This window comes from Aquabacterium fontiphilum (assembly GCF_009909205.1).
Classification (GTDB): domain Bacteria; phylum Pseudomonadota; class Gammaproteobacteria; order Burkholderiales; family Burkholderiaceae_C; genus Aquabacterium; species Aquabacterium fontiphilum.
Window position 1 is genome coordinate 1 of record NZ_JAAAPN010000011.1, and the last position, 26654, is coordinate 26654.

A 26654-nucleotide genomic window follows, 5' to 3' on the forward strand; every position below is an offset into this window, starting at 1 on the left:
GTTTAAAACTCTTCAACGGAATCGACAGATCTTCACTCAAGTGAATTTCCATCTATCTTCCGTGAGTATTTGAGCCGCTCTCCGACCCAAACACCCACGCTTATCGGCTGTTAATTTTTAAAGAACATTTCGCTGACTGCTGGCGACTGCTTGTTGCGTGTCGCGATCAGCGAAGACCGCAATTATGGCATCGTTTTGAAGTGGTGCGCAAGCCTCTGTCGAAAAAAAGTGACATCTTGCGACGCGCGCCCTGGGAGCCGCGCACCTTGTTGGGCTGGCCGGCGGCTGAGCGCACGGCTTGCGGTACGCTCGGCGCACGTTGACGCCGTACCGGCAGGGAACGCCGAGGAACTGCATGCCGCGGGGTGTGCAGGATGCGTGGGATACGGGGCGCGGGATGCGCGGGGGTAAGCCGCTGCGTAGGGCGTTGCACGCGGCACGCTTGGCACAGACTCAGGAGAACATGGCTTGTCGGCACGGATGTATGTGAGCGAGGCAGGGGCGCAGGCACCCGAGGCGGTGTGGGCGTTGCCCGAGGGCGCCGCGCGGCATGTGCAGGTGTTGCGCATGCAACCGGGGGAGCTGGTGCGGGTGTTCGACGGACGAGGGGGCGAGTGGCTGGCCGAGGTCGTCGAGATGCAGCGCAAGGCGGTGTACGTGCGGCTACGCGAGGCCGTGGCGAATGACCGCGAGCTGCCCATTGCCGTGACGCTGGCCATCGGGATGCCGGCCAATGATCGGATGGACTTTCTGGTGGAGAAGGCGGCCGAGCTCGGGGTGAGGCGGATTCAGCCGCTGATGTGCGCACGTTCGGTGCTGCGGCTGGACGGTGAGCGCGCAACGCGCAAGGTGGCGCACTGGCAGGGTGTGGCCGTGGCGGCTTGCGAACAGTCCGGGCGGGCCTGGGTGCCGGAGGTGGCGCCCGTGCGCACCCTCGCGGCCTTTCTACAGGACAGCGAGAAGGATGACGGCGAACGCCGCGGGGTGCTGAGCCCGCGGGCGACGGCCTCACTGTTGACCTGGGCGGGCGGCGGCCAGACAGCCCCATCAGCCGGCGCGAGCGCGCGCTGGTGTCTGCTCAGCGGCCCGGAAGGCGGATTGACGGATGAAGAGGAAGCTCTGGCGCAGCAGCGGGGCTGGGCGCCGGTGAGTCTGGGCAAGCGCATTCTGCGCGCCGACACGGCGCCCCTGGCGGCGCTGACCTTGCTGGGTGCGCTGTACGAGCGCTGACCGCGACGGCCTGAATGGCGACAGCTCAGTCGGCATCCGCCTCTGGCGGGGAGGCAGAGGGCGCCTCGGCCGTGCGCCGTGCGCCGTGTGAACCGGCGACGATGTCGAAGCGGAAGAGCCGGCACTCGATGGGCCCGTTGAACATGACCACCCGGCGGCTTTCCTTGAAGCGCATGGCCGATGGGAGCTTCATGTCGGGGCTGAGCACCCAGGCTGTCCAGCCGGTGTAGTGCTGCTTCCAGTGGCTGGCAAGTTGCTGGAAGAAGGTGTCGACCTGGCTGGCGTCAAAGGCCTCGCGCCCGGCCGGGCCGCCAGTCTCGCGGGCACGGTAGGCGTCGCGGGCGCTGCCCTTGGTGTCGATGCGCTCGCCGTAGGGCGGGTTGAACATCATGACACCGCGCTCGCATGGCACCGGCCGCTGCAGCGCGTCGGCCGTCTTGAAAACGATGGCATGGCGCACCCCGGCCCGCTCGGCATTGCGCTCAGCGAAGTCGGTCATGCGAAAGGACACATCGCCTGCGAAGATCGGTACGGCAGGCGGGCGCTGGCGCGCCTTGGCCGTCTGGCGCATGCGCTGCCAGGCGGGCTGATGGGGGCGGAACGGCAGCAGCTTTTCGAAGGCGAAGCGACGCTGCAGGCCGGGGGCGATGTCGCAGGCGATCTGCGCGGCCTCGATGGGGATGGTGCCCGCACCGCAGCAGGGGTCGAGCAAGGCGCCGTCTTCCGGGCGGCCGCGCCAGCCGGCTGCGGCGAGCATGGCCGCGGCAAGCGTTTCCTTGAGCGGGGCCTCGCCGGTGTCGTCGCGCCAGCCTCGCTTGAAGAGCGCCTCACCCGAGGTGTCGACATACAGCAGTGCGCGGGCCTCGTCGAGGAAGAGCAGCAGCGCCAGGTCGGGGTGCCGTGTGTCGACATTCGGGCGCTCGCCCGCGGTTTCGCGCAGCTGGTCGCACACGGCATCCTTGATGCGCAGACCAGCGAACTGGAGGCTGCGCAACGGGCTGCGGCGGGCTGAGACATCCACTCGCAGGGTCTGGCGTGGCGAGATCCACTGGCCCCAGTCGACTTGACGGGCCAGGCGGTAGAGGTCGTCCTCCTCACGGTAGCCGCCTTCGGCCACGCGCCAGAGCACGCGCTGGGCGAGCCGGCTTTCGAGGTTGAGCTGCATGGCCAACTCGATGGCGGCGCGCCAGCGGGGCTCACCTTCAGCCAGCGCGACGGGCACGCGCGCTTCGATGCCCCCGCGGGACTCGGCCAGCCGCACGGCCGGGCCGGCAATGGCGCGCACTTCTTCGAGCAGCAACGGCTCGACGCCAGCCGGACAGCTCAGGTAGAGCACGGGCTCGGCGAGCACGCGGGCAGACAGGTGTGCGCCGCCCTGGCTGCGCGGGACGCCTGCCGGCGGGCTGCTGGGTCGGCTGGCCGGGCGGCCGGCGGCCGAACGGGTACCTGGGCCGCGCGAATCGGAAGAAGCCGGGCCCGCGCGCCGCGGTCGTGAGGAGGAGGAAGTCATGGAGCGGGTGGGCGGATGCGGCGCCGGGGCCGCTCAGGCATTGAGGACGGCGAGCACGTCCGAGCGGAACTCGCGCCGGTACAGGATCGCCAGCACAGCCAGGGTGGCCAGCGCAAACAGCACAGGTGAGATGAACCACGCGATGACGGCAAACGACATGTAGTAAGCGCGGAGACCGTCGGCAAAGCTCTCTGCGGCCATGCCCATGATCTTGCCCGCACGCTGAATGAACTCGTCTCGATCGGCCTGACCGGCGTCAAACACATCAACGTTGGGCGCGGCGCCCACCAGAATGGCGCCAAAGGAGTAGACGCGCATGGACCAGGTGAAGCGGAAGAAGGCGTAAATGAACACGCTGAGCAGAATCAGCAGCTTGATGTCAAAAACGAGGACAGTGGTGCGAGCCGCGAACGGAATGTCCTTGACGAGTTCGACTGCGCGGTCGTGGGTCCCGAGGACGGCGAGCAGACCGCCCAGCACCAGGATGGTGGTGGAGGCCCAGAAGCTGGGGCTGCTGGCGAGATTCTGAGTGATGGCGGCGTCGACGATGCGTTGGTCGCGGTGGGTGACCTGGGCCATCCAGCGCATGCGGTAGTGGTTGGTGCTGGCCAGGAGCGTGCGCTGAACGCGGGCGCGGCGCGCGGCAAAGCGGGCGTAGGCGATCCAGCCAAACACGAACAGGGCCAGCGCGGCCCAATCCTGCCAGGGCAGGAAGACCAGTGCATCGTGAAGCGGCAGGTTCATGCTCGGCCGCATTCAGAGCGCCTTGCGCAGGTTGGCCGGCGCGATTTTCAGCGCCTCGCGGTACTTGGCCACGGTGCGGCGCGCCACCTGGATGCCCTGCTCTTCGAGCATGCTGGACAGCGCGCTGTCGGACAGCGGCTTGCGCGGGTCTTCCGAGGCAACAAGCTGCTTGATGAGGGCGCGCACGGCCGTGCTGGACGCATTGCCGCCCGCTTCGGTGTTGAGCGACGAGCCGAAGAAGTACTTGAGCTCGAAGGTGCCGAACGGCGTGTTCATGTACTTGGCCGTGGTCACGCGCGAGATGGTGGATTCGTGCAGGCCGAGCTCGTCGGCAATCTCGCGCAGAACCAGCGGCTTCATCGCAATCTCGCCATGGGTGAAGAAGTTCTTCTGGCGATCGACGATGGCCTGCGAGACGCGCAGGATGGTGTCAAAGCGCTGCTGGATGTTCTTGACGAACCAGCGCGCTTCCTGCAGGCGCGAGCTGAGCGCAGCGTGGCCGTCGCCGCTGCCGCGCCCGCCTCGGCTCGCGCGCAAGGCCTGCGCATACAGGTCGTTGATGCGCAGCTTGGGCATGACATCGGGATTGAGCACGACCTTCCAGTTGCGGCCAGACTTCTGCACGATGACGTCGGGCACGACGATGTTGGCTTCGGCGCGTGCGAACGCCCGGCCCGGCTTGGGTTCGAGACTGACGATGAGCGCCTGAGCGGCCTTCAGCTGGGCATCATCGGCGCCGGTGGCCGCTGTCAGCTTGCGGGTGTCGCGCCGGGCCAGAAGCTCCAGGTGATCGCGGCAGATCGTGCGGGCCAGCGCACAGGCGGGATGGTCATCCATGCCGCGCAGTTGCAGCAGGAGGCATTCAGACAGGCTGCTTGCACCCACGCCGTTGGGTTCGAGGCTTTGGAGCCAGCCCAGTGCGCAGCGCAGCCGCGAGGCCAACTCATCGCGCGCGTCTTCGTCGTCGGTCACACCCAGCAGGCTGGCAGCGATGTCGTCGAGCGTGTCTGCAAGGTAGCCGTCTTCGTTGAGCGATTCGATCAGGACCTCGACTGCAGCCTTGTCCTGAGGTGGCAACCGCATGCCGCGCAGTTGCTGCCGCAGGTGTTCCTGCAGGCTGATGCTCTCGGTGTTGCGCGACAGCGGATCGAACTCGTCGTCGTCATTCTGGCGAGAGGGCGTCTCACGGATGCCGTCGAAATCGTCGCGCTCGGTGCCGTTTTCCCAGTCGTCGCGCTCGGTTGCGCCGACCTCCAGCCCGTCGAGGCCGGCCGGCTCGGCGTCGGCAGCGCCCTCGCCTTCCCCGCTGGCGCGGTCTTCGCGCTCGATGTGGTCCTGGCGCTGGCGCTCGTATTCGGTGGCTGCAGCCGTCTCCAGACTGGCGTACTCGTCGTCCGGCTCAAGAAAGGGGTTCTGCTCGAGCATCTGCTCGACTTCCTGGTGCAGCTCCAGCGTGGACAGCTGCAACAGGCGGATGGACTGCTGCAGCTGCGGCGTGAGGGCCAGGTGCTGCGACAGCCGGAACTGCAAGGAGGGCTTCATGCGCGGCGCCTCACATGCGGAAGTGCTCGCCGAGGTAGACCTTGCGGACTTCGGCGTTGTCGACAATCTCCGAGGGGGCGCCTTCGGCGAGCACGCGCCCTTCGCTGATGATGTAGGCGCGGTCGCAGATGCCCAGCGTCTCGCGCACGTTGTGGTCGGTGATGAGCACCCCGATGCCGCGAGCCTTCAGGAAGCTGATGATGCGCTGGATCTCGATGACGGCGATCGGGTCGACGCCGGCAAACGGCTCGTCCAGCAGGATGAAGCGCGGCTGGGTGGCCAGTGCGCGGGCAATCTCGACGCGACGGCGCTCGCCACCGGACAGCGACAGCGCGGCGCTGGTGCGCAGCTTCTCGATGCTGAGGTCGGCCAGCAAGGCGTCGAGCCGGCGCTGGGTCTCGGCCCGCCCCAGGCGCCGCCCTTGCTCGTCGTGCTGCAACTCGAGCACGGCGCGAATGTTTTCTTCGACCGTCAGCGCACGGAAGATCGACGCCTCTTGCGGCAGGTAGCTCAGGCCCCTGCGCGCACGCTGGTGGATGGGCAGGCGCTCGACGCGCTCGCCATCGATGTCGATGCTGCCCGCGTCGGCCCGTACCAGCCCCACAATCATGTAGAACGAGGTGGTCTTACCCGCGCCATTGGGCCCGAGCAGGCCGACCACCTCGCCGGCGGCCACCGAGACGTGCACATCATGCACGACCGTGCGCGCGCCATAGCGCTTGCGCAGGCCTTGCGCATGCAGCCGGCTGGCCGCCGGCGCGCCGACCGCAGACGACCCCACGCTCATCGGCTGGCCCCTTCCGGCTCGCTGCGCGGCGTGATGACCCCTTGAACGCGACCCCGGGAACCGCTCGCGCCGGGCGTCCCGCCCAGCACCTGGAACACACCCGTCCTGCTGTCGTAGGTGATGGTGGCGCCAGAGACCTGGTCGGTCACGGTGCTGCCCGACAGGCGTCGCATGGTGGCGCGGCCGACGAACTGGACGGTGTCCTGTGTGCCGTCGTAGACGACGCGCTCGGCCTCGCCTTCAATGAATTCGCTCAGCCCCTCGCGCTTCTGGCGGAAGTAGGCCCGCCCGCCCGGCCCGCCGGTGGCCGTGGCCGACTGGGTGCCATTGGGGTTCTGGCGCACCTCGACCTGGTCGGCCCGCACGACCATCGTGCCCTTGGTGATCTCGACGTTACCCGACAGTACGTTGAGCCGACGCGCCTCGTCGACCCGCGCAGCGTCGGCCGCGAACACAAGGGGCTGCTGCCGATCGGCCTTCTCGGCCCACGCGCCGGCACACAGGGCCAAGGCCATCACGCCCCATACCAGCGTGCGGCTGGCGGGCGCGGACAGGGGAAAACCAGAGGGGTTGAGCATTTTTGCCGGCATGGATTTTGCAGAGATTCTGCCATGAACCCTGCCGGGTCGCCACCCGGGCGTGCGCCTGCGCGCCCGGCAAGATCTCACATCAGAGGTCGATCAAGCGGGGCGGCGCGACAGCTGGATCAGGTGATCCGTGGTCGCCAGGGTGCGCGCCGGCGTGCCGTTGAGCGAAATCGAGGTATAGAACCGCCCGGCCACTCCAATGGCCGGCACACCGTCGATGCGGTAGGCATCGGTCAGACTGCGGGCCTGGCGGCACTTGGTCTGAATGGCGAATGAGCTGAACACGTCCATGAAGCGGGCGCGGTCCACTCCGTGGCGGGCCACGAACTCGCCAATGGCCTCAGGCGTGTCCAGACGCTGGCGCTCTTCGTGTAACGCTTTGAACACCCGCGGATGCAGGCTGGCCATCAGGCCCATGGCCTCAATGGTGAAGTAAAGCTGCTGGTGGATGCCAAATGGGCGCTCCCGGAAGGCCACGGGAATGCGGCGAAAGGCCACCTCCGCCGGCAGCTTCGCGGCCCACGACTCCAGGAAAGGCTCGAAATGGAAGCAGTGAGGGCAGCCATACCAGAAGAACTCGACCACCTCGACCTTGCCGGCCGGTGCCGAGACAGGCGCAGGCTGCGCCAGCCGGACGTAGTTCGTGCCCTCGACGGGCTGCCCCTGGGCCTGCGCCGAAGCGGCCAGCAGGGAGCCAGCGCCCCCGAGTGCGGCAGCGGTGGACACGGAAAACTCGCGGCGGTTCATCGGGCTCTTCCTTTCTGACTCGAACAAGGGATCGGCGAGCGGCTCAGCGCTGCACACGAACCAGCGCAGACTCGATCCCGGCGTCCTGCAGCCTCACCCGCGCAGCTTCGGCCTTCTCCCGGTCGGGGTAAGGACCCAGCCGCACGCGGTACATCGTGCGACCGTTGACCTCACGCTCTTGAATGCGGGCCTCGAGCCCCATCATCGCGAGCTTGGCTTTCTGCTGTTCGGCTTCGGCCTGGCTGCCATAGGCACCTGCCTGCACCTGGAAACTCAACGCATCAGAGGCCGGTGCGGTGGACACGGCGTCGCCGGCCAAGATGGCCGCCGGGTCACGGGTGCTGACCGATGCGGGCGGCGCCGACGGGGCTGCAGCCGGCGCACTGGGCACCACCGCAGGCGTGGGCGGCACGGCGGTCTCGGATGCGCCTGGCGGCGGTGTGGCGGGCACATCGCGCGGCTTGGCCGGGTTCTTGCCATACAACGGACTGTTGGGATCCCAGTTCTTGTTGTGCTCGGCCTCGGCCGCGTCATCTTCGGCGCTGCGCTGGGGCACCTTGTCGATGAACGGCACGGGCACCTTGGTGACATACACGGCCACGGCCAGCGCCAGGGCCAGGCCCACCAGCACGCCCACGATCATGCCGAGGGCGAATCCGCCCCGCTGGCTGTTGGATTGAGATGACATCGGGTTCCTCCGCTGCGTCACATCGATTCCGGGGCGCTCACCCCGATGACGGCCAGACCATTGCGCAGGACCTGGGCGGTGGCCGCCAGCAGGGCCATGCGGGCCTGACACAAGGCCGCATCATCCACCAGGAAGCGCTCGGCCGCGTAATAGCTGTGGAAGGCGCCGGCCAGATCGCGCAGGTAAAAAGCGACATCGTGCGGCGCCAGACCTTGCGCGGCCGAGGCCAACATCTCCGGATACTCGGCCAGCTTGGCCATCAGCGCCAGCTCGGTCGGGGCGGCCAAAAGCGCCAGCGAGGCAGCCGACAGCGCAGCACGGTCACCCCCATGGTCGGCGCACCAGTCACGCAGCACCTTGCTGATGCGGGCGTGGGCGTACTGAACGTAGAACACGGGGTTCTCGTCGTTCTGCTTCAAGGCCAGATCGACGTCGAACACGAACTCGGTATCGGCCTTGCGGCTGATCAGGAAGAAGCGCACCGCATCCTTGCTGGTCCACTCGATCAGGTCGCGCAGGGTGACATAGGAGCCGGCGCGCTTGGAGATCTTGACCTCCTCGCCGTTCTTCATCACGGTGACCATCTTGTGCAGCACGTAGTCGGGCCAGCCCTGGGGGATGCCAACGCCAGCGGCCTGGAGGCCTGCGCGCACACGGGCGATGGTGCCGTGGTGGTCCGAGCCCTGGATGTTGACGCACTGCTCGAAGCCGCGCTCCCACTTGGCGATGTGATAGGCCACATCGGGCACGAAGTAGGTGTAGCCGCCATCGGACTTGCGCATGACGCGGTCCTTGTCGTCACCGTAGTCGGTGGAGCGCAGCCACAGGGCGCCGCCTTCTTCGAAGGTCTTGCCGGCGTCTTTGAGCCTTTGCACGGCGGCTTCGACCCGGCCGGTGGTGTAGAGGCTGGATTCGAGGTAGTAGTTGTCGAAGCGGACGCCAAAGGCCTTCAGATCGAGATCCTGCTCGTGGCGCAGGTAGGCCACGGCGAACTGGCGGATGCCATCGAGGTCGTTCACATCACCGCTGGCGGTGAACTCGCGGTCATCGGCCTTGACGGTCTTCTTCGCGAGGAAATCCGCGGCGATGTCGGCGATGTAGTCGCCGTTGTAGGCCGACTCGGGCCATTCGGCGTCGCCGGGCTTGAGGCCCTTCAGGCGCGCCTGGGTGGAGGTGGCCAGCGTGGCGATCTGCACGCCGGCGTCGTTGTAATAGAACTCGCGGGTGACCTGCTGGCCTTGCGTCTCGAACAGGTTGCACAACGCGTCGCCCAGCGCGCCCTGCCGGCCGTGGCCCACGTGCAGCGGGCCCGTGGGGTTGGCCGAGACAAACTCGACCAGCACCTTCTTGCCCGTGGCGGGCTGGAAGCCAAAGCGGTCGCCCGCGGCCAGCACATCGGCCACCACGGCCTGCTTGGCCTCGGGCTTGAGGCGCAGGTTGATGAAGCCGGGGCCGGCAATTTCGATGGCGGCCACCCATTGCGCGAAGGCGGGTTGCGCCTGCAGGGCGACAACCAGGGCCTGCCCCAGCTCGCGCGGGTTCTTTTTCAGGGGTTTGGCCAGCTGCATGGCCGCCGTGATGGCCAGGTCGCCGTGGGCCGCCTGCTTGGGCGCCTCGAACGCGGGCACAAAGGTGTCGGGTGCCTCCGGGGCCACCTGTTTCAGGGCGGCCGCCAGGCCTTCGAGAAGGGATCGCTTCGCTTGGATCATGCCCGGGATTCTACGAGGGGCGCAGCGCAGGGGCAGCAGGCGGCCTCAGGCGAGCAGAAATGCACAGTTCTGTCCGGTTTATTCGGGATGCTGCACGATGCCAGGTGGTGAAAAGATGCCAACTCGACAGCATGGAACCTGGCATGGTTGAGACAGATATCGGCCTCGAACACGGGATGATCGGCAAGTACCGCATCATCAGGAAGCTGGGCGAGGGCGCCACCAGCGAGGTCTTCCTGTGCCGGGACGACTTTCACGACCGCAATGTGGCCGTCAAGCGCGTGCGCGCCGCGGCCTTGATCGACGCCGTGGACGGACCCGTCTACGCGCGCTTCTTCGCCGCCGAGGCGGCGCTGGTCGGTCGCCTGCAGCACCCCAATGTGGTGCAGATCTACGATGCCGTGGCTGACCCCATCGCCCCGTACGTGGTGATGGAGTACGTGCCCGGCACAACGCTGCGCACCTACTGCCGGGCGGATCAGCTGCTGCCGCTGGAGCTGATCGTCGAATTGGGCTTCAAGTGCGCGATGGCACTGGGTTACGTGTACCGCCAGGGCCTGATCCACCGCGATGTGAAGCCCGCCAACATCCTGGCCATCACCAACGCCGCGGGCATGGTGACCGACATCAAGCTGACCGATTTCGGCTCCGCGCTGAACCTCGCGGCCGAGTCGACCCAGGTGCATCAAGTGGGCTCGCTGGCCTACATGGCGCCCGAGCAGCTCGACGGCCAGGTGCCCGACTGCCGGGCCGACATCTATGCGCTGGGCGCTGTGCTGTACCACCTGATCGCGGGCAAGCCGCCATTCGATGCGCCCTCGCAAGCCGTGCTGATGAACCAGATCTACAACCACACGCCGCCACCGCTGGCTGGCATGCGTGCCGGCGTCAACGCGTCAGTGGACGAGGTGATCCAGAAGGCGCTGGCCAAGCGTCCGGAAGACCGCTATCCGAACTGGGACGCCTTTGCGCAGGCGCTCTCGGGTCTGATTGCCGACCACAAGGTGCCGCGCGGCCACTTGCAAGGGGTGCTGGATTCGGAGCGCTTCAACCTGCTGCGCTCGCTGGATTTTTTCTCAAGCTTCGGCGACGTGGAGCTGTGGGAGGTCGTGCACCGCGCCAAGTGGCAACGCTTTTCGTTCGGCCATGCGCTGTACCGCCGAGGGGAAGAAGGCCGCACCTTCCACATCATGGCGCAGGGCAGCGTCGAGGTCTACCGCAACGGCAAGCGCGTGGCGCTGCTGGGCGCGGGCACGTCTGTGGGCGAAATGGCCTACCTGGCGCCCAGCCCCGAGTTGCGCCGCCACAGCACCGATGTGGTGGTGACCGAGCCGGCCACCACCATCTCGTTCACACCTGAGGCGATGCTGCAGCTCAGCCCCGCGTGCCGGCATTTGTTTGACGAGGCCTTCATCCGGGTGCTGGTGCGGCGCTTGCACGCGGCGCATGAGGCCCTGGCCCACCCGCGCCGCATTCTCTGAGCGTCTTCAGTCGCCGCGGGCGCGTCGGCGGCGCAGCGCGGCCCAGCCCAGCATGGGCAAGGACGCCGCGACCAACCCCACCACGCCCGGCTCGGGCACCGCGGTCACGTTGGCGTACACCGTCAGCCGGTCCAGGCTGAGGGTGGCTTCACCCAGGTCCATCTCGTAGCGGTAGGTGGGCACGTCGATGTAGACCGCCTCATCGCGGTAGTAGCAAACGCCCGGGTCATCGGGCTCGCAATAGTCCAGCACCTGTTCGTAATGGCTGAACTGCTGCTCGTAACCTTCGAAGACCTCGACGTAGCCGATGTCGCCGATGGCGCCCAAGGTGGCTTCGAGCGTCGGCAGCGTGGCGCCGCTGAGGTAAGTGCTGCTGTTGAACGGCTGGATGCCGCTGTTGGCCCACAGGCCGATGCTGTCGGGGCCGAACACCTCGACCGAGCCTGGGCTTTCGATGTAGTAGCTGCCGGACAACGCGACCGTGTAGCCGTGAATGATGTAGCCTGGCTGCGCCGAAATGCTCAGCGGTAGCGTGAACCAGCCCGACACATACTCGGACGAGAAGCTGCTGTAGCTGGACGCATAGAGCTGGAACCCGGACAGATCGATCTGCAAGCCGGTTTCACCGAGTTGCGTCACGGTTGGGAAGACATCGACCTGACTGTAGCCGCCGGAACTGCCGGTGGTGAACCCGGCCACAAACGTGTCGGGATCGTACTGGACGCTGATCTGGCTGCTGCTCCAGCCCGAAGGGGCGGCCCAGGCGGCGGCAGACAACATGGTTGCGGCGGTGGCCGCGGCGGTGCGCCGCAAGGTGCGCGACGCGCGCGATGGGTGCGACAAAAGGGCAAGACGAGGGTAGGGCATGCTTTCCTCCTGAATTTCATGTGATGGGAACCACAGCCTAGGCGCACCGCTCGGCAGCGACCATCCCTTGAACGTGGGAGGCCCAAAGGGCCCGCACGCGCTCGGTTGGCGGGCACGCCGCTTGCCCTTAGACTGGCTGGCGTTTTCGTTCTGCCTCTCTTGCAGGAGCCTCACCATGCGCCAGTGGATCGCCTTGATCGCCATCAGCATGGGTGCCGTATTCGCACCCGCTCACGCCAACGACATGCACAAGGCCTGCGAGGCCAAGGCCGTTGAGAAGAAGCTGTATGGCGCCGCGCGCAACAGCTTCATCCAGAAATGCGAGAAGGATGCGGTGCAGGGCGGCTGCGCAGCCATGGCCGATGAGAAAAAACTGCACGGCGCGGCGCGCAACAGCTTCGTCAAGAAGTGCAAGAAAGACGCCAGCGCGCACAAGCACTGACATTGACGCGGACACCGGCACCCGTCAACGGGCAGCCGGGTTCAGGCCGCAGCCACGCGGGGATCGATGGCCGGCTCAGCCGACATGGCCAGGGCTTGCCAGTAAGCGGGGTCGGCGTAGTGATTCTTCAGAAAATCGAGCCACAGGCGCAGCCGAAGCGGCTGGTGCTTGCGCTGTGCGAACACGGCATAGATGCCGTTGGGCGGCGCCGCAAACTCGTCGAGCACGCTGATGAGGCGGCCGGCCCGCACGTCGGCGGCCACCTCCCACCAGGAGCGCCAGGCCAGGCCCAGCCCTTCCAGACACCAGGCGTGCAGCACCTGACCGTCAGAGCAATCCAGCCGAGCAGGCGGACGCACGTGCACCACCTGCCCGTCAACGGTGAAGGCCCACCCACGGGTCTGGCTCGCCTCCGAACTGAGCGTCAGGCAGGCATGCCGGGTGACGTCGCCTGGCTGGAGCGGGCGCCCGCGCTCCGCGAGGTAGGCCGGGCTGGCCACGCACAGGCGACGATTCTCGGCCAGCCGCACACTGACCAGGCTGGAATCGGGCAGGTCACCCACCCGAACGGCGCAATCAAACCCTTCGTTGACCAGATCTACCAGATGGTCGGACAGATTGAGCGACAGTGACACCTCGGGGTGATCCGCGACGAAGCGAGGCACCAGCGGCGCGACATGCCGCCGTCCGAAGCCGGCGGGCGCCGTGATGCGCAGATGGCCGCTGGCCTTGATGCCGCCGGCACTGACGCTGGCCTCGGCGCTGGAGAGATCCGCCAGAATGCGCTGGGCATCTTCCAGAAAGGCGCTGCCCTCGTGCGTGAGGCTGATGCGCCGCGTGGTCCGCACCAGCAGCTTGACACCCAGTCGCTCTTCCAGGGCATCGATGCGGCGGCCGATCACGGCCGGCGCCACGCCATCGGCCGCTGCGGCGGCGGTCAGGCTGCCTTTGAGGGCCACGGCCACAAAGGATTCAATCTGCTTGAGTCGGTCCATGCTCGTCGTAACCCGGGACGACCACCCGGCGCGCCTGCCCTGATGCGCTGATCTTGCGCATGCCCTTGCGAAAAAACAATCGGGCTGCGCCCAGAGAAACTGCGGCGCTGCTTGCCGACGTCCGCCGCCGACGCGTCGTCCATTTTTGCACCCAAGTCATGAATCAATGACTTTTTGCGCTGGTAATGTTCGGATAAGTATCGAATAAACTGACGCGCTCGCAGCAGCATGCGGAAGCGGCCCACCTGCACGCCCGCAACGCCCCTGTCCACCCGACGACGCGCCGTGCACGCTGCCCCACACCACTCCTGATCTTCCCTGACGAGGTTTTCCATGACCGCACGCACCACCGTTCACAGCCTGCAAGTGGCCACCGAGCTGTACCGTTTCGTCGAAGACAAGGTGCTGCCCGGCACCGGCATCGACAGCGCCGCCTTCTGGGCCGGCTTTGACAAGATCGTCAACGACCTGGCGCCCAAGAACGCCGCCCTGCTGGCCGAACGCGACCGCATCCAGACCGAGATGGATGCCTGGCACGCCGCCAACCCCGGCCCGATCAACGACATGGCCGCGTACAAGGCCCATCTGGAGAAGATCGGCTACCTGGTGCCCGTGCCCGCCGGCGTGAAAGCCACCACCGCCAATGTGGACGCCGAACTGGCCCTGCAAGCCGGCCCGCAGCTGGTGGTGCCCATCCTGAACGCCCGCTATGCACTGAACGCCGCCAACGCCCGCTGGGGCAGCCTGTACGACGCCCTGTACGGCACGGACGCCATCCCCGAAACCGATGGCGCCGACAAGGGCACCGGCTACAACCCGGTGCGTGGCGCCAAGGTGATCGCCTGGGCCCGGAACTTCCTGGACCAATCGGCGCCGCTGGAAGGCGCCTCGCACCGTGACGCAGCCGGCTACAGCATCGCTGGCGGCAAGCTGGTCGTGGCGCTGAACAACGGCAAGAGCACCGGCCTGCAGAACCCCGAGCAACTGGTGGGCTACCAGGGTGACGCCGCTGCCCCGAGCAGCGTGCTGCTGGTCAACAATGGCCTGCACATCGACATCCAGATCAACCGCGCCACCCCCATCGGCAAGACCGATGCGGCCGGCGTGTCCGATCTGGTGCTGGAATCGGCCGTGTCCACCATCCTGGACCTGGAAGACTCGGTCGCTGCCGTGGATGCCGAAGACAAGGTGCTGGGCTACAGCAACTGGCTGGGCATCCAGCTGGGTACGCTGACCGAAGAAGTCGCCAAGGGCGGCAAGACCTTCACGCGCGCCCTCAATGGCGACCGCGTCTACACCGGCCCCAACGGTGGTGAAGTCAAGCTGCACGGCCGCTCGCTGATGTTCGTGCGCAATGTGGGCCACCTGATGACCAACCCGGCCATCCTGTGGGGCGCCGAAGGCCGTGAGATCCCCGAAGGCATCATGGACGCCGTCGTGACCACGACCATTGCCCTGCATGACCTCAAGGGCCACGGCAAGATCAATGGCCAGCCCATCCGCAACTCGCGCACCGGCTCGGTCTACATCGTCAAGCCCAAGATGCACGGCCCGGCAGAAGTGGCCTTCGCCGCCGAGCTGTTCAGCCGCGTCGAGCAGTTGCTGGGCTTGCCTGACAGCACCGTCAAGCTGGGCATCATGGACGAAGAGCGCCGCACCTCGGCCAACCTGCAGGCGTGTATCGCCGCCGCAGCGAGCCGCGTGGCCTTCATCAACACCGGCTTCCTGGACCGCACCGGCGACGAGATGCACACCGCCATGCTGGCCGGCCCGATGATGCGCAAGGGCGACATCAAGAACAGCGCCTGGATTGCCGCCTACGAGCGCCGCAACGTGCTGATCGGCCTGCAGATGGGCCTGCGCGGCCGCGCCCAGATCGGCAAGGGCATGTGGGCCATGCCCGACCTGATGGCCGGCATGCTGGAGCAGAAGATCGCCCATCCCAAGGCCGGTGCGAACACCGCCTGGACGCCCTCGCCCACGGCCGCCACGCTGCACGCCACGCATTACCACCAGGTCAGCGTGGCCGCCATTCAGCAAGACATCGAGAAGACCGGCGAAGACCCGCAATCGCTGCTCGACAAGCTGCTGACCATCCCCGTGGTGGCCCAGGCTAACTGGTCCGACGCCGAGAAGCAGCAAGAGCTGGACAACAACGTCCAGGGCATCCTGGGTTACGTGGTGCGCTGGATCGACCAAGGCGTGGGCTGCTCGAAGGTGCCCGACATCCACAACGTCGGCCTGATGGAAGACCGCGCCACGCTGCGCATCTCCAGCCAGCACGTGGCCAACTGGCTGCACCACGGCGTGATCACTGAAGCGCAAGTGCGTGACAGCTTCAACCGCATGGCCGCCGTGGTGGACCAGCAGAACGCGGGCGACAAGCTGTACCAGCCGTTGGTGGCCAACCCGAACGGCGCCGCCTTCCAGGCTGCGCTGGACCTGGTCTTCAAGGGCAAGGAACAGCCCTCGGGCTACACGGAGCCGCTGCTGCATGCATGGCGGCTGAAGAAGAAGGCACAGGCCTGAGCATTCGTGCTGAAAGCCATGAAAGCGGCGCCTTCGGGCGCCGCTTTTGCACGTGCACTCGCGTGGCGTCTCGCTATCGTGCGGACGCTCGTCCCCCTTGATGGGGCTTTTTTTCTGAAAGAACGCTGGTCAAGCAGGTGCTCCACAGCGTGCCCGATGCTTCGCATCCCGTGGCAGGGCAACAAGCATGCGACTGCTGTCGGCAGGCGCACCCAACGGCCTGCTCTACGGACCGCGCTCGCCGAAGCATGAGAAGGATGGGCAGCGCTGATGGTCCTGGCGCCGTAACAGAAAAAAGGGGGCCGAGGCCCCCTTTTGATTGGCTTGACACGCCGAAGGGCGTTGGTCAGAACTTGTATGCGAGGCCCAGGCCGATGGCGCGCACGCTGCCGGATTCGCCACCCAGTTTCGCAGTGGAGAAGTCGGCGTCGACCGTGGCCGTCAGGTTGGGCGTGACGGCGTAGCCGAGGCCCAGACCGAGGTAGGCGCGGGTGTTCGACTCGGACTCGGACACACTGGCCGAGCCCAGCGACTCGCTGATCTTCGCCTTCAGCATCGCCAGACCGAAACGAGCCACGCCGCTGACAGCGGGAGTGAATTGGCCGTGGGCGGCCACCGCCACGGTGAAACCGGTTGCGCTCAGCTTGCCGTTGATGGTGTCGCCGTCGAAGTCATAAGAGTACTTGGCCCGACCAAAATCGATGTAGCCACCTTCGACCGCCCAGGTGTCATCCAGCTTGTAGCCCGCGTACAGCTTCCAGCTGGTGTCCGTGGTGTCGCAGCTCAGCGTGCCAGCGCAATCCAGGTTCACCTTGGCCATGCCCAGCGAACCGCCGACATAGGCTTGTGCAGATGCGCTACCCATGGCGATCATGGTCAGGCCGGCGACGAGAATGTGTTTCATACTGAAGTCCCTTTGTGTTGTTGGCGATCATTCGCCGCCGGCCAGCATAGCGGCCGTGCGCGAGTAATGGGCGTCCAACAGGGGACAACTCATGCAAACAGGTCCCTTCACGCTACAGAACGTATCAAAACGTCCACAACCTCGACACACACTTGCACGACATAGAAACCATCAGCTCGTAGATCAGAACTGGTAAGCCAGGCCGGCCATGAATGCCTGGACACCATTCGAGTCCCCGTCAATGGACACCGACGTCCGGTCATAGTCCAGCGTGGCGTTCCAATTCGGCAGGAAACGATAGGACAGACCGAGCCCGATGTAGGGTCGCACCGTCGTCTCAGACGATGACGCCGTGACGACCACGCCGTCGGCTGGACCGCCCACAATCACTGCGCGAACGGACGCTTTGCCATGCACCACCGCGGCGCCGATGCGCGCCACGCCTTGCAAACCGGGCCGGAACTCGTGCCGGAAGGCGGCCGCGAGCGCCAGCGCCTGTGCGCGCTGCGTGAGATCAATGCCCACCAGTTGGTCATCAAACACCGCAGGGCCGCGCAGCTTGGCCTCTCCGAAGCGGATGAACGCGGCCTCGGCATGGACCCACTCGTTGACACGCTGGCCGGCGTAGAGCTTGACCACGGTGTCGCGAAGATCACAGCTTACGGTGCCCGAACAGTCGATCTTGTGCTTGGCCGAGCCGATGGCCGCGCCAACGTAAGTCTGAGCAGAAGCCAGGCCGGCCATGCAGGCGAGTGTGCCGACCAGCATCACTTTCATCATCATGTGTGTCTCCCTGGAGAATCGCATGTCTCTCGCCAAACAAGTGGTCAACATGCGGGGTTGCAGTAAGCGAAGTGCCGCCATGCACTGTATCGACATGTCTTTCCGGCGCAGGCACATTGAACGACACCCCGCCTGATACCCATGCTTATGTTGACTGCACGCCACACCATGACACCGTACCCCCACCTGCTCAGCCCCCTCGACCTCGGCTTCACAACGCTGAAGAACCGCGTGCTCATGGGCTCGATGCACACCGGCCTGGAAGACGGGCGCGACCTGAGCAAGCTGGCCGCCTACTTCCGCGAGCGCGCCGAAGGCGGCGTGGGGCTGATCGTCACCGGGGGGTTTGCGCCCAACATCGCGGGCTGGGTCAAGCCGCTGGCTGGGCGCATGAGCAGCGCCTCTTCGGCCAGACGCCATCAGGTCGTCACGCGCGCGGTGCACGAGGCCGGCGGCAAGATCGCCATGCAGATCCTGCATGCCGGTCGGTACGCCTATCACCCGTTCGCGGTGGCGCCTTCGCGCATCCAGTCGCCCATCTCCCCGTTCAAGCCGTTCGAGCTGTCGGCCGCGGGGGTGGAGCGCCAGATCAAGGCCTTCGTCCACAGCGCCGTGCGCGCCCGCGAGGCGGGCTACGACGGCGTCGAGATCATGGGCTCGGAGGGCTACTTCATCAACGAGTTTCTGGCCCGGCACACCAACCAGCGAACCGATGCGTGGGGCGGCGATTACAGCCAGCGCATGCGGCTGCCCATCGAGATCGTGCAACGCACGCGGGAGGCCGTGGGCCGCGATTTCATTCTGATCTACCGCCTGTCGATGATCGACCTGGTGCCCGAGGGCAGCAGCTGGGACGAGGTACGGCAGTTGGGCGTGGCCATCGCCCGCGCGGGCGCGACCATCCTCAACACCGGCATCGGCTGGCATGAGGCGCGTGTGCCCACGATTGCCACGAGCGTCCCGCGCGCCGCGTTCGTGTGGGTGACGGCCAAGCTCAAGCAGGATTTCGAGGCGGCCGGCATCGACATCCCGCTGGTGACCTCCAACCGCATCAATACACCGGCCACGGCCGAGATGGTGCTGGCCAACGGCTATGCCGACATGGTGTCGATGGCACGGCCGCTGCTGGCCGATTCACATTTCGTGGCCAAGGCTGCGGCCGGGCGTGCGGATGAGATCAACACCTGCATCGCGTGCAACCAGGCCTGCCTGGACCATGTGTTCAAGAACCAGCTGTCGAGTTGTCTGGTGAACCCGCGGGCCTGCCACGAGACCACGCTGAACTTCCTGCCCGCCCCGCGCTGCAAGCGCATCGCGGTGGTGGGCGCAGGCCCGGCCGGCATCACGGCCGCGACGCACTTGGCCGAGCGCGGCCACAAGGTCACGCTGTTCGACGCGGCCGACGAGGTGGGCGGCCAGCTCAACATGGCGCGTCAGGTGCCCGGCAAGGAAGAGTTCGACGAGATGCTGCGGCACTTCCGCAAGCGCATCGAGCTGACGGGCGTGCAACTCAAGCTCAGCACGCGCGTGGACGCGGCCATGCTCACCGGCTTTGACGAGGTCATCGTGGCCACCGGGGTGAGCCCGCGCAACCCGCGCATCCCTGGCCAGGAGCACCCCAAGGTACTGAGCTACATCGACGTGCTTCGCCACAAGAAGCCGGTGGGCCGCAAGGTGGCCGTCATTGGCGCGGGGGGCATCGGCTTCGATGTGGCCGAGTTCCTGGTGCACGACGCGGCCCACAAGCCCGCCTCGCTGGATCTGGCGGTGTGGATGCAGGAATGGGGTGTGACCGACCCGGCCCTCGCGCCAGGCGGGCTGCGTCCTGACGGGCCGCGGCCCACCCCTGCGGCACGCGAGGTGGTGCTCTTGCAGCGCAAAAAGGGCAAGCTGGGCGCAGGCCTGGGCAAGACGACCGGCTGGATCCACCGTGCCGCGCTGAAGATGAAGGGCGTGGAAATGGTCGGCGGCGTGAACTACGAGCGCATCGGCGACGAGGGCCTGCTGGTGAGCTTTGGCGACAAGCGCGAGAACCCCACCTGGATCGCCTGCGACAACGTGGTGCTCTGCGCGGGGCAAGAGCCACTGCGCGAGCTGGCCGATGCGCTGCAGGCACAAGGCCGCACGCCGCATGTGATCGGTGGCGCCTTCGAGGCCGGCGAGCTGGACGCCAAGAAGGCCATCGCTCAAGCGGCCCGGCTGGCCGCCGCCTTGTGATGGCGAATCAGGCCTCGGCCACGGCCGTCGGTGCCTCGCTGAGCGGCAGTGTCTGACCACTCCAGCGCGGCAGCCACAACGTGACGGTGGTGCCCTGTTGCGCGACGCTGGTCAGCCCGAGGCTGCCACCCATGAGCTCGAGGATCTCCTTGACGATGGCCACGCCCAGGCCTGTGCCCGGGATGTTGCCGGACTTGTCGGCGCGGTAGAAGCGCTCGCCGACGCGGGCCAGTTGCTCGGGCGACAGGCCAATCCCCCGGTCGGTCACCTCCACGCCGACCAGCTCCTTGCCCTGCACCACGCGCGTGATCACGCGCAGCGTCACATCGCCACCCGCTGGCGAGTACTTGTAAGCGTTCGACAGCACGTTGAGCAAAGCCTGTTGCAGCTTCTGCCGATCGACCCAGACCAGGTGAAGCTGCTCGGGCCAACTGATGACCGGCGGTTCGCGCTCGGCAGGCGGCTTGAAATCGCGCACGGTGTCGGCCACCACAGCCGCGAGGTTGCAGGCTTCGAACGCGAAGTCCTTGCCTTGGCGCGCCTCGATGCGCGCCAGATCGAGCAACTCGTTGATGATGCTCGACATGGCCTCGCTTTGACGGTAGATCCGCCCCAGCAACTCTTTCTGCTTGTCGGGCTTGAGCTCGCGGGTGAGCAGCAACTCGGTGAAGCCGTAGATGCTGGCCATGGGCGTGCGCAGCTCGTGGGCGGCCATGGACAGGAAGGCGCTCTTCATCTGGTCGACTTCGCTCTCGTGCGTGACATCGCGGATGTGCAGCACCTGAGAGACCAGTGCCCCCGGGCTTTCGCTCAGGCGCATCTCCAGCACCCGGCGTGCGGGTGGCCGCATCTCGACCAGCACGCGCCCGCTGCCGTCCCGGCCCGCGCTGGCCTGCACGCCACGCAGGCCGGCCAGGTCCTGCACAGCCTGACCCTCGGCGGCCTGGGCGAACAGCTGGGCGGCAAAGGCCGCCTCGTCTAGCCCGAGCAGCGCCTCGCAGGGCAGCCCTGTGAGTTGCGCCATGGCAGGCGACGCATAGCTCACGCGGCGGCCTGCATCGAACGACACAAAGCCGTCGCGGGTGAGCGAGAAGATGGCCTGCATCTGTTCGCTGTGCTCCTGGATCTGGGCCTGCGCCACTTTGTGGGCGTGCACGTCCTGGATGGAGCCGGCCATGCGCGTGGGCTCGCCGCGCTCATCAAAGTAGACCTTGGCCCGGCTGCGAAACCAGCGGTAGTCGCCCGCCTTGGTCCTGAGCCGATACTCGGTGTCGAACGGCACATGGTCGCGCAGCGCGGCCTCGATGGCCTGGAAGGTGCGACGCTGGTCGTCCGGATGCAGCATTGCATCGAAGGTCACCAGATTGGCTTCGATCTCGCCCGGCTCATAGCCCAGCAGGCGGAAGAACTGCGGCGACCACCATTCCGCGTGCGCGTGGACATCCATCCAGTCCCACAGGCCATCGTTGCCACCATCGATGGCCAGGTTGTAGCGCTCGGCCAGGGCCTTGAGCTCATCCTGTGCGCGGCGCGTGGCGGTGATGTCATAGGCGATCGAGATGTACTTCTCGATCGAGCCATCGCGCCGTCGGATGGGCGAGATCACGCACTGCACCCAATGGTGCGTCCCGTCCTTGGCCCGGTTGCACACCTGCCCCACCCAAGGCTGCCCGTGCAGCAAGGTCTGCCACACGGCGATCCAGAACATCGGATCGTGCTCGCCCGAGGCCAGCAACCGAGGGTTGCGCCCCAGCAGTTCGCTGGCCTCATAGCCGTTGGCCTGACAGAAGGCATCGTTGACATGCGTGATGGCGCCCTGCGGATCGGTGATGCACACCATGCTGAAACGGTCAAGCGTGTCGATCAGGACCTGGCTCTCGTGGGCCACCTGCTCGGCCAGCCCCTTGGCCTGCAGCAGGTCTTCTGTCATGCCCTCGGCCAGGGCCTGTGCGCGGGCGCGGCCCGTCATCAACAACCACAGCGCGGCCGCCATCAGCGCGCTCAGCCCCACCCCGAGCACCGCAATCCACAGCGGCATGGCCGCGCCCTGGTCTTGCTCGAACAGCGCGGTGGACGTCACGGCCAAGGAAAAGGTCTGACCGCCCACATCCACCGCCCGCCGCTGCTGGAACTCGCCCGCCCCATCTGTCGCCTGGTCGGCCGGCGGCGTGTAGCGCGCCAGCAGCATCAGCCCGCCGCTGCCCGCCTGGCCGTGCACGGCAAAAGCCAGCACACCGCGGAACCGGTCACCAATGCCCGCAACCAGCTCGTCGACGATGATCGGGGCGTAGACGACCCCAAGCAAGGCGGCACGGCGCTGCGCCACCGTGTCAGTGGGCTGATCAGGTCGGTAGACCGGCAGGTAGTACAGCATGCCGGGGCGCTGCTGGCCGTCCTGCACCAGCACCACTGGCGCCGTGGTGGTCGGCAGCCCCGTATCGATGGCGCGCTCGATCGCTGCGCGACGATAAGGCTCGGAGCCGACATCAAAGCCCTGTGCCGCCAGGTTGTTGTCCAGGGGTTCGATCAGCTTGATGACATACAGATCGGGTGCGCTGCCGGACGTGCGGATGCGGAAGGCGGGCGCGCCGTCAGCGCGCTCGTGCGCCACGAAGCGATCCAGGTCGACGCGCTCGACCCGCTGGATGAAGCCCAGCCCGCGGATACCGGGAAACTCGGCCCGCAGATCGCGGCTGCTGGCCCAGTCGCGAAACGCACGGCGCGGCAAGGGACCACCAAACGCATGGATGGTGCCGCGCAAGCCACGGAAGCCGGACAGCGCGCGGTCAAAGCGCGTCTGCACCTCGGCCTGGACCTGGCTGGCGTGGCGTTCGAAGCGCATGGCGGCCGACTCGGCCGCCTGTTGGTGCAGGCTGCGAACCAGCGTGGCCGACAAGAAGACGCCCACGCAAAACGTGAACAACGCCACGGCCGCCGCCCCCCATCGGGAGCGGCGCAGCGGGGCAAGGCGCGGCATCGGCGACATCAGTCGGACATGGTGTGAACAAAGTCGATGCAGTGACATCGGCTGCCGTCTACATTCCTTGAGCACCCTGCCGATAAGACCGACATTGCCGATGCATGAAACGGATGCCCCATGAAGCGCGTGCTGATCGTCGAAGACCAGGCCGACATACGCGAGTTGATTCGCATGACGCTGGAGATCGAGGACCTGGACATCCACGAGGCGGAAAATGGCGATGTGGGCCTGGATCTGGCCAACCGCCTGCAGCCGGATCTGGTGCTGCTGGACATCATGATGCCGGGCCACCTCGACGGCTTTGCGGTATGTGACCGCATCAAGGGCGACCCCCGCCTGCGCGCCACCAGGGTGGTCTTTCTGAGTGCCAAGGGACAAGACGCCGACAAGCGCCAGGGCAAGCAGTCGGGTGGCGACGGCTATCTGACCAAGCCCTTCAGCCCCAAGCAGTTGCTCGAAGTGGTCAACCGCCAGCTGAGCTGAGCCATGGGCGACGCAGTCGAAGCGGAGACATACCTCACCCCGGCCCAGCTGTGCGTCGGGCTGTACATCCATCTCGACCTGCCCTGGTCAGCCCACCCCTTTGCGTTCTCCAGCTTCAAGCTGCGCAAGCCGGAACAGGTGGAAGCGGTCCGCAAGCTGGGACTGGCGCGCATCCGTTACTCGCCCGAGCGCAGTGACTGCGCCCCAGCCGAGGCCCCCTCCGGTCCCGACACCAAGGAGCGTGTCCCCGGGCGAGCGGGCGCAACCGTCGCGCCCGCCGACGCCGCCACCCAAGCGCGCCACCTCGCCCGGCTTCGTGCTCAGCGCGCCCGCATGTCCGCCTGCGAGCAGCAGCTGGCCAGCGCCGCCGGCACCGTGCGCAGCTTCAGTCAGCGCGTATTCAGCCAGCCACAACAGGTTCGGGCAGACGCCGACCAGCTGATCGCCAACCTGGCCGAATCGATGCTGGTGGAAGCCGATGTGTCGCTCCAGCTCATGGCCGACAAGGTCGGCGGCGAGGACGTCTACAGCCATGGGCTCAACGTGGCCCTGCTGGGCATGATGGTGGCGCGACAGCTGAAGGCGCCTGCCCGCCTCATCCAGGGCGTGGGACTCGCCGCCCTGTTCCACGACATTGGCGAACTCGACGTGCCCGATCGGATCCGCCGCAAGGCAGACCCCTGGACACGCGCCGAGCAGCAGCTGATGCAGCAGCATGTTGAGCACAGCATGCAGCTGGCCCAAAAGCTGGGCCTCGCGCCGGAGACCGTGCACGCCATTGGCCAGCACCACGAGCGGGCCGATGGCACCGGCTACCCGGCAGGGCTCAATCTGGCGCAGTTGCCGCTGATGTCGCGCATCCTCGCGGTGGTCGACACCTTCGACGAGGCGTGTAACCCGGCTGTGGTGTCGCGCGCACTAACGGCGCATGAAGCGCTCTCGGCCATGTTCAGCCAGCACAGCGGCTTGTACGACCCCCTGGTGCTGAACACCTTTGTTCGGTGCATGGGCGTGTACCCGCCGGGCACGGTGGTGCAGCTCTCGAGCGGGCAGCGCGCCATCGTGGTGTCAGTGAACACCAGCAAGCCCTTGAGGCCGGTGGTGCTCATCCACGACCCGGGCGTGCCCAAGCACGAGGCGCTGGTGTGCGACCTGGAACATGCCCCCGAGTTGTCGGTCGCTCGAGCGCTGCGGCCCGAACAACTCGAGGAAGCCGAGCGCAGCTACCTTGCGCCACGGGTGCGGACGACCTATTTCTTCGACGCTGACCCGGGCACGGGAGGCACCGCATGAGCGCCGCCACCTCGCCCCGCGTTCTGGTGGTCGACGACTCGGGCAGCTTCCGCGTCGTGGTCAAGGTCGCGCTGCAGCGCTGGGGCTATGAGGTGGACGAAGCGGCCAGCGCCGAAGAGGCCTGCACCTTGCTGGACGGCCGCCCGCTGGATCTGATCGTGTGCGACCTGAACATGCCGGGCATGAACGGGCTGGCGTTCGTGCGACACCTCCGCGCGTCCGGTCACACCGGGGTGCCCGTGATGATGCTCACCACGGAGGCGTCCGAGCGCCATCCCGCCCACACCGAACTGGCGATTGCCGCCTGGATCACCAAGCCGTTTTCGCCCTCGCAGCTGATCGAGGCGGTGCAACGGGTCTGCCCCCTCTGAACCGCGCTCACCAGCGCTGATCAGGGTGCCAGAAACGCCTGCACCGCCGCCACCGTCGCCGCCGGATCTTCCTCGTGTGGCACGTGGCCCAGGCCGTCAAACAAGGCCACGCGGCTGCCCGCGATGTCGCGCTGGAACTGGTCGGCGTTGTTGGGCGGAATCAGCCGGTCCTGGCCGCCCCAGATGATCAGCGTCGGCTGCTTGATCTGCGGGATCTGCGCCGCGAACTCGCCACCCGGGCTCTGGCGGAAGCGCTCGCCCAGTGCCGCGCGGTTGCCCGCGCGCAAGGTCAGCTCGTAGTAACGGTCAACCAGCTCGGGCGTGACCTTGCTCGGGTCGCCGTACACATTGCGCACGCTGGATTCGATCATGCTGCGCGGCAACGTGTTCTGCATCAGCGGGCGCAAGGCTGGAATCTGGGCGATCTTGAAGCCAATCGGTACGGACTGGGCATCGTAGGGATAACCGGCGGCATCCACCAACACCAGCTTGCTCACGCGCGCAGGGTGGTCGACCGCCAGCTTCCAGGCCAGGTTACCGCCAAACGAGTTGCCCGCCACGACCGCCTGCTGCACGCCCAATTGGTCCATCAACGCGACCACGAATTCGACGTAGCGCGTGAGGCGGTAGTCACCATCGGGCATGGGGCCGGTCAGGCCGAAGCCTGGCAGGTCCATGCGGATCACGCGGCGCTGGCCCTTGAGCGCCTCCGTCCAGCCGTCCCAGGTGTGCAGGCTGGCCGACGTGCCGTGCAGCAGCACGATGGGCTGCGGGTCGTCACGCGGGCCTTCATCGCGCAGGTGCGCATTCATGCCCATCACCTGCACAAACTGCGACGGCGCAGGCGCCCAGCGCGCGGTCAACGTGTCCACCGGCCGGTCTGGCGCCCACGACATCGCGACGCCCGCACCGGCCAGCACACCCAGGGCCAGCACGGCCCCGCCCACGATCTTCACCCACCTGCTCATCTCAGCGGCCCTCTTTGTGTGAAAGAAGCCCCGATTGTGGCCTGCTGACGCTCGAAGCGCACTCGGCCAAACGTCGGCGTCACCCGGCTTGACGCTCAGCGGTAGGTCAGCAGCGAAGGCTGTGTGCCTTCCACATGGGCGTGCTCGTTGACCGACAGCAGGTGCAGCCCGTCGCGGCCCACATTGATCTTGGTGATGCCGGCGTTGGCCAGCGTCCAGTTGATGGTGAAGGCCTGGCTGTCGTGCAGGCCCAGCAGATGGGCGCACACCACGCTGATCACGCCCCCCGAGGTGAAGACCACCAGGTGGCCCTTGGCCGGTGTCTGCCTGACCAGCTCGTCGAGCGCCGCCACGCAGCGCAACTTGAAGGCCGACCACGGTTCGGCGTACTCGGCATCGTGGTTGCCGCCCACCCAGCGGGCCACGGCATCCTGAAAAAAGGTCTGAAAGGCCCGGCGCGGGTCGCCGCTGGCGGCCATCTCGGCCATCATCACGGCCTTGTCGGCATAGCGCGGCTCGGCGACCTCGATCACGTTCTCGTGGTCGAACTCGTTGACGCCGGCGTGCAACTGCATCGGCACGTCCAGCGCCATGGCCGACAGCGCCGCGCGCGCCGTTTCCTGGTGCCGCTGCATGGTGCCGGCAACAGCCACCTCAGGCGCGACGCCGCGGGCCTTGAGCGCCTGCCCCACGGCGTAGCCCTGCTGGTGGCCCACCGGCGACAGCGCATCGTAGTTCTGGCTGCCAAACGACGCCTGGCCGTGGCGGATCAGGTAAAGCGCACCCATCTCAGACCT

The 26654-nt window shown here is 66.8% G+C and carries 24 protein-coding genes and 1 pseudogene; 9 read left to right on the forward strand and 16 right to left on the reverse strand.

The features are described 5' to 3' along the window. Positions 1-468 precede the first annotated feature (468 nt). A complete protein-coding gene (locus GTZ97_RS13085) occupies positions 469-1230 on the forward strand; it encodes a 16S rRNA (uracil(1498)-N(3))-methyltransferase (protein WP_407926742.1) in 762 nt (253 codons plus the stop codon). Between the two features lie 25 nt (positions 1231-1255). Here the strand turns inward: GTZ97_RS13085 and GTZ97_RS13090 are convergent, their stop codons facing one another. The 8 genes from GTZ97_RS13090 to argS all read right to left on the reverse strand — a co-directional run bounded on the left by GTZ97_RS13090 (position 1256) and on the right by argS (position 9544). Further along, positions 1256-2740 carry a THUMP domain-containing class I SAM-dependent RNA methyltransferase gene (locus GTZ97_RS13090; protein WP_161651096.1) on the reverse strand — a complete coding sequence of 495 codons (1485 nt, stop codon included), beginning with the start codon at positions 2738-2740 and terminating at the stop codon, positions 1256-1258. A 33-nt stretch (positions 2741-2773) separates the two neighbouring features. After that, on the reverse strand, positions 2774-3484 hold the full coding sequence (locus GTZ97_RS13095) for a DUF599 domain-containing protein (protein ID WP_161651097.1): 711 nt from the start codon (positions 3482-3484) through the stop codon (positions 2774-2776). 12 nt (positions 3485-3496) lie between these two features. Beyond that, complete coding sequence (locus GTZ97_RS13100) at positions 3497-5026, reverse strand: RNA polymerase factor sigma-54 (RefSeq protein ID WP_161651098.1); 1530 nt, start codon at positions 5024-5026, stop codon at positions 3497-3499. 10 nt (positions 5027-5036) lie between these two features. After that, positions 5037-5813: an LPS export ABC transporter ATP-binding protein gene (gene lptB / locus GTZ97_RS13105; RefSeq protein WP_161651099.1), complete on the reverse strand. Its 777-nt coding sequence runs from the start codon at positions 5811-5813 to the stop codon at positions 5037-5039. Then, positions 5810-6403 carry a lipopolysaccharide transport periplasmic protein LptA gene (lptA, locus tag GTZ97_RS13110; RefSeq protein ID WP_161651100.1) on the reverse strand — a complete coding sequence of 198 codons (594 nt, stop codon included), beginning with the start codon at positions 6401-6403 and terminating at the stop codon, positions 5810-5812. The genes lptB and lptA overlap by 4 nt, the downstream gene beginning before the upstream one ends. A 90-nt stretch (positions 6404-6493) precedes the next feature. Beyond that, on the reverse strand, positions 6494-7147 hold the full coding sequence (locus tag GTZ97_RS13115; protein ID WP_161651101.1) for a thiol:disulfide interchange protein DsbA/DsbL: 654 nt from the start codon (positions 7145-7147) through the stop codon (positions 6494-6496). Positions 7148-7190: 43 nt separating this feature from the next. Further along, on the reverse strand, positions 7191-7835 hold the full coding sequence (locus GTZ97_RS13120) for an SPOR domain-containing protein (RefSeq protein ID WP_161651102.1): 645 nt from the start codon (positions 7833-7835) through the stop codon (positions 7191-7193). 17 nt (positions 7836-7852) lie between these two features. Next, positions 7853-9544 (reverse strand): arginine--tRNA ligase, encoded by a 1692-nt coding sequence (gene argS / locus GTZ97_RS13125; RefSeq protein WP_161651103.1) that lies wholly within the window; start codon positions 9542-9544, stop codon positions 7853-7855. A gap of 143 nt (positions 9545-9687) precedes the next feature. Between argS and GTZ97_RS13130 the strand changes: the two genes are divergently transcribed. Then, positions 9688-11025, forward strand: a complete 1338-nt coding sequence (locus GTZ97_RS13130; RefSeq protein ID WP_161651104.1) for a protein kinase domain-containing protein — start codon at positions 9688-9690, stop codon at positions 11023-11025. 6 nt (positions 11026-11031) lie between these two features. On the opposite strand, the gene GTZ97_RS13135 is transcribed toward GTZ97_RS13130, so the two are convergent. After that, the gene (locus GTZ97_RS13135; protein ID WP_161651105.1) at positions 11032-11892 is read right to left on the reverse strand and encodes a PEP-CTERM sorting domain-containing protein; all 861 of its coding nucleotides are present in this window, start codon (positions 11890-11892) and stop codon (positions 11032-11034) included. A gap of 175 nt (positions 11893-12067) precedes the next feature. Between GTZ97_RS13135 and GTZ97_RS13140 the strand changes: the two genes are divergently transcribed. Next, positions 12068-12334, forward strand: coding sequence for a hypothetical protein (locus GTZ97_RS13140; RefSeq protein WP_161651106.1), 267 nt, complete (start codon positions 12068-12070; stop codon positions 12332-12334). 41 nt (positions 12335-12375) lie between these two features. On the opposite strand, the gene GTZ97_RS13145 is transcribed toward GTZ97_RS13140, so the two are convergent. After that, positions 12376-13329, reverse strand: a complete 954-nt coding sequence (locus tag GTZ97_RS13145; protein WP_161651107.1) for a LysR family transcriptional regulator — start codon at positions 13327-13329, stop codon at positions 12376-12378. Further along, entirely contained in the window at positions 13272-13664 is a 393-nt protein-coding gene (locus tag GTZ97_RS13150) for a hypothetical protein (RefSeq protein WP_161651108.1), read from the reverse strand. The genes GTZ97_RS13145 and GTZ97_RS13150 overlap by 58 nt, the downstream gene beginning before the upstream one ends. On the opposite strand from GTZ97_RS13150, the gene GTZ97_RS13155 reads away from it, so the two are divergent. Both GTZ97_RS13155 and GTZ97_RS17095 read left to right on the forward strand, forming a co-directional pair. Next, the gene (locus tag GTZ97_RS13155; protein WP_161651109.1) at positions 13663-15858 is read left to right on the forward strand and encodes a malate synthase G; all 2196 of its coding nucleotides are present in this window, start codon (positions 13663-13665) and stop codon (positions 15856-15858) included. The two genes, GTZ97_RS13150 and GTZ97_RS13155, sit on opposite strands and share 2 nt — an antisense overlap. A 128-nt stretch (positions 15859-15986) precedes the next feature. Then, a pseudogene (locus tag GTZ97_RS17095) lies at positions 15987-16129 on the forward strand (GNA1162 family protein); the annotation flags it as partial. A 75-nt stretch (positions 16130-16204) separates the two neighbouring features. Here GTZ97_RS17095 and GTZ97_RS13160 read toward each other — a convergent pair. Together GTZ97_RS13160 and GTZ97_RS13165 are read right to left on the reverse strand one after the other, a co-directional pair. Then, positions 16205-16762 carry a porin family protein gene (locus GTZ97_RS13160; protein ID WP_161651110.1) on the reverse strand — a complete coding sequence of 186 codons (558 nt, stop codon included), beginning with the start codon at positions 16760-16762 and terminating at the stop codon, positions 16205-16207. 183 nt (positions 16763-16945) lie between these two features. After that, on the reverse strand, positions 16946-17545 hold the full coding sequence (locus GTZ97_RS13165) for an outer membrane beta-barrel protein (RefSeq protein WP_161651111.1): 600 nt from the start codon (positions 17543-17545) through the stop codon (positions 16946-16948). Between the two features lie 168 nt (positions 17546-17713). Here GTZ97_RS13165 and GTZ97_RS13170 point away from each other — a divergent pair, with 168 nt between their 5' ends. Further along, entirely contained in the window at positions 17714-19762 is a 2049-nt protein-coding gene (locus GTZ97_RS13170; protein ID WP_161651112.1) for an NADPH-dependent 2,4-dienoyl-CoA reductase, read from the forward strand. A 7-nt stretch (positions 19763-19769) separates the two neighbouring features. Here the strand turns inward: GTZ97_RS13170 and GTZ97_RS13175 are convergent, their stop codons facing one another. After that, positions 19770-22739 carry a CHASE domain-containing protein gene (locus tag GTZ97_RS13175; RefSeq protein WP_161651113.1) on the reverse strand — a complete coding sequence of 990 codons (2970 nt, stop codon included), beginning with the start codon at positions 22737-22739 and terminating at the stop codon, positions 19770-19772. A gap of 120 nt (positions 22740-22859) precedes the next feature. On the opposite strand from GTZ97_RS13175, the gene GTZ97_RS13180 reads away from it, so the two are divergent. The 3 genes from GTZ97_RS13180 to GTZ97_RS13190 are packed head-to-tail and all read left to right on the forward strand — an operon-like array spanning position 22860 to position 24889. Further along, entirely contained in the window at positions 22860-23225 is a 366-nt protein-coding gene (locus GTZ97_RS13180) for a response regulator transcription factor (RefSeq protein WP_161651114.1), read from the forward strand. A 3-nt stretch (positions 23226-23228) separates the two neighbouring features. Continuing rightward, a complete protein-coding gene (locus tag GTZ97_RS13185; protein ID WP_161651115.1) occupies positions 23229-24518 on the forward strand; it encodes an HD-GYP domain-containing protein in 1290 nt (429 codons plus the stop codon). Further along, on the forward strand, positions 24515-24889 hold the full coding sequence (locus GTZ97_RS13190; RefSeq protein ID WP_161651116.1) for a response regulator: 375 nt from the start codon (positions 24515-24517) through the stop codon (positions 24887-24889). Before GTZ97_RS13185 ends, GTZ97_RS13190 begins: the two co-directional genes overlap by 4 nt. A gap of 20 nt (positions 24890-24909) precedes the next feature. Here GTZ97_RS13190 and GTZ97_RS13195 read toward each other — a convergent pair whose 3' ends face one another. Both GTZ97_RS13195 and GTZ97_RS13200 read right to left on the reverse strand, forming a co-directional pair. Continuing rightward, positions 24910-25857, reverse strand: coding sequence for an alpha/beta fold hydrolase (locus GTZ97_RS13195; RefSeq protein ID WP_161651117.1), 948 nt, complete (start codon positions 25855-25857; stop codon positions 24910-24912). Between the two features lie 95 nt (positions 25858-25952). Further along, entirely contained in the window at positions 25953-26645 is a 693-nt protein-coding gene (locus GTZ97_RS13200; RefSeq protein ID WP_161651118.1) for a histidine phosphatase family protein, read from the reverse strand. Positions 26646-26654: the final 9 nt, after the last annotated feature.

What these genes read in the sequence shown, in the direction of transcription:
- GTZ97_RS13115 (WP_161651101.1), bottom strand. Translation starts at nt 7,147, where the DNA reads ATGAACCGCCGCGAGTTTTCCGTGTCCACCGCTGCCGCACTCGGGGGC.
- GTZ97_RS13100 (WP_161651098.1), bottom strand. Translation starts at nt 5,026, where the DNA reads ATGAAGCCCTCCTTGCAGTTCCGGCTGTCGCAGCACCTGGCCCTCACG.
- GTZ97_RS13185 (WP_161651115.1), top strand. Translation starts at nt 23,229, where the DNA reads ATGGGCGACGCAGTCGAAGCGGAGACATACCTCACCCCGGCCCAGCTG.
- GTZ97_RS13135 (WP_161651105.1), bottom strand. Translation starts at nt 11,892, where the DNA reads ATGCCCTACCCTCGTCTTGCCCTTTTGTCGCACCCATCGCGCGCGTCG.
- argS (WP_161651103.1), bottom strand. Translation starts at nt 9,544, where the DNA reads ATGATCCAAGCGAAGCGATCCCTTCTCGAAGGCCTGGCGGCCGCCCTG.
- GTZ97_RS13155 (WP_161651109.1), top strand. Translation starts at nt 13,663, where the DNA reads ATGACCGCACGCACCACCGTTCACAGCCTGCAAGTGGCCACCGAGCTG.
- lptB (WP_161651099.1), bottom strand. Translation starts at nt 5,813, where the DNA reads ATGAGCGTGGGGTCGTCTGCGGTCGGCGCGCCGGCGGCCAGCCGGCTG.
- GTZ97_RS13170 (WP_161651112.1), top strand. Translation starts at nt 17,714, where the DNA reads ATGACACCGTACCCCCACCTGCTCAGCCCCCTCGACCTCGGCTTCACA.
- GTZ97_RS13090 (WP_161651096.1), bottom strand. Translation starts at nt 2,740, where the DNA reads ATGACTTCCTCCTCCTCACGACCGCGGCGCGCGGGCCCGGCTTCTTCC.
- GTZ97_RS13145 (WP_161651107.1), bottom strand. Translation starts at nt 13,329, where the DNA reads ATGGACCGACTCAAGCAGATTGAATCCTTTGTGGCCGTGGCCCTCAAA.
- GTZ97_RS13120 (WP_161651102.1), bottom strand. Translation starts at nt 7,835, where the DNA reads ATGTCATCTCAATCCAACAGCCAGCGGGGCGGATTCGCCCTCGGCATG.
- lptA (WP_161651100.1), bottom strand. Translation starts at nt 6,403, where the DNA reads ATGCCGGCAAAAATGCTCAACCCCTCTGGTTTTCCCCTGTCCGCGCCC.
- GTZ97_RS13200 (WP_161651118.1), bottom strand. Translation starts at nt 26,645, where the DNA reads ATGGGTGCGCTTTACCTGATCCGCCACGGCCAGGCGTCGTTTGGCAGC.
- GTZ97_RS13195 (WP_161651117.1), bottom strand. Translation starts at nt 25,857, where the DNA reads ATGAGCAGGTGGGTGAAGATCGTGGGCGGGGCCGTGCTGGCCCTGGGT.
- GTZ97_RS13190 (WP_161651116.1), top strand. Translation starts at nt 24,515, where the DNA reads ATGAGCGCCGCCACCTCGCCCCGCGTTCTGGTGGTCGACGACTCGGGC.
- GTZ97_RS13165 (WP_161651111.1), bottom strand. Translation starts at nt 17,545, where the DNA reads ATGATGATGAAAGTGATGCTGGTCGGCACACTCGCCTGCATGGCCGGC.
- GTZ97_RS13095 (WP_161651097.1), bottom strand. Translation starts at nt 3,484, where the DNA reads ATGAACCTGCCGCTTCACGATGCACTGGTCTTCCTGCCCTGGCAGGAT.
- GTZ97_RS13180 (WP_161651114.1), top strand. Translation starts at nt 22,860, where the DNA reads ATGAAGCGCGTGCTGATCGTCGAAGACCAGGCCGACATACGCGAGTTG.
- GTZ97_RS13175 (WP_161651113.1), bottom strand. Translation starts at nt 22,739, where the DNA reads ATGCCGCGCCTTGCCCCGCTGCGCCGCTCCCGATGGGGGGCGGCGGCC.
- GTZ97_RS13160 (WP_161651110.1), bottom strand. Translation starts at nt 16,762, where the DNA reads ATGAAACACATTCTCGTCGCCGGCCTGACCATGATCGCCATGGGTAGC.
- GTZ97_RS13140 (WP_161651106.1), top strand. Translation starts at nt 12,068, where the DNA reads ATGCGCCAGTGGATCGCCTTGATCGCCATCAGCATGGGTGCCGTATTC.
- GTZ97_RS13130 (WP_161651104.1), top strand. Translation starts at nt 9,688, where the DNA reads ATGGTTGAGACAGATATCGGCCTCGAACACGGGATGATCGGCAAGTAC.
- GTZ97_RS13150 (WP_161651108.1), bottom strand. Translation starts at nt 13,664, where the DNA reads ATGGAAAACCTCGTCAGGGAAGATCAGGAGTGGTGTGGGGCAGCGTGC.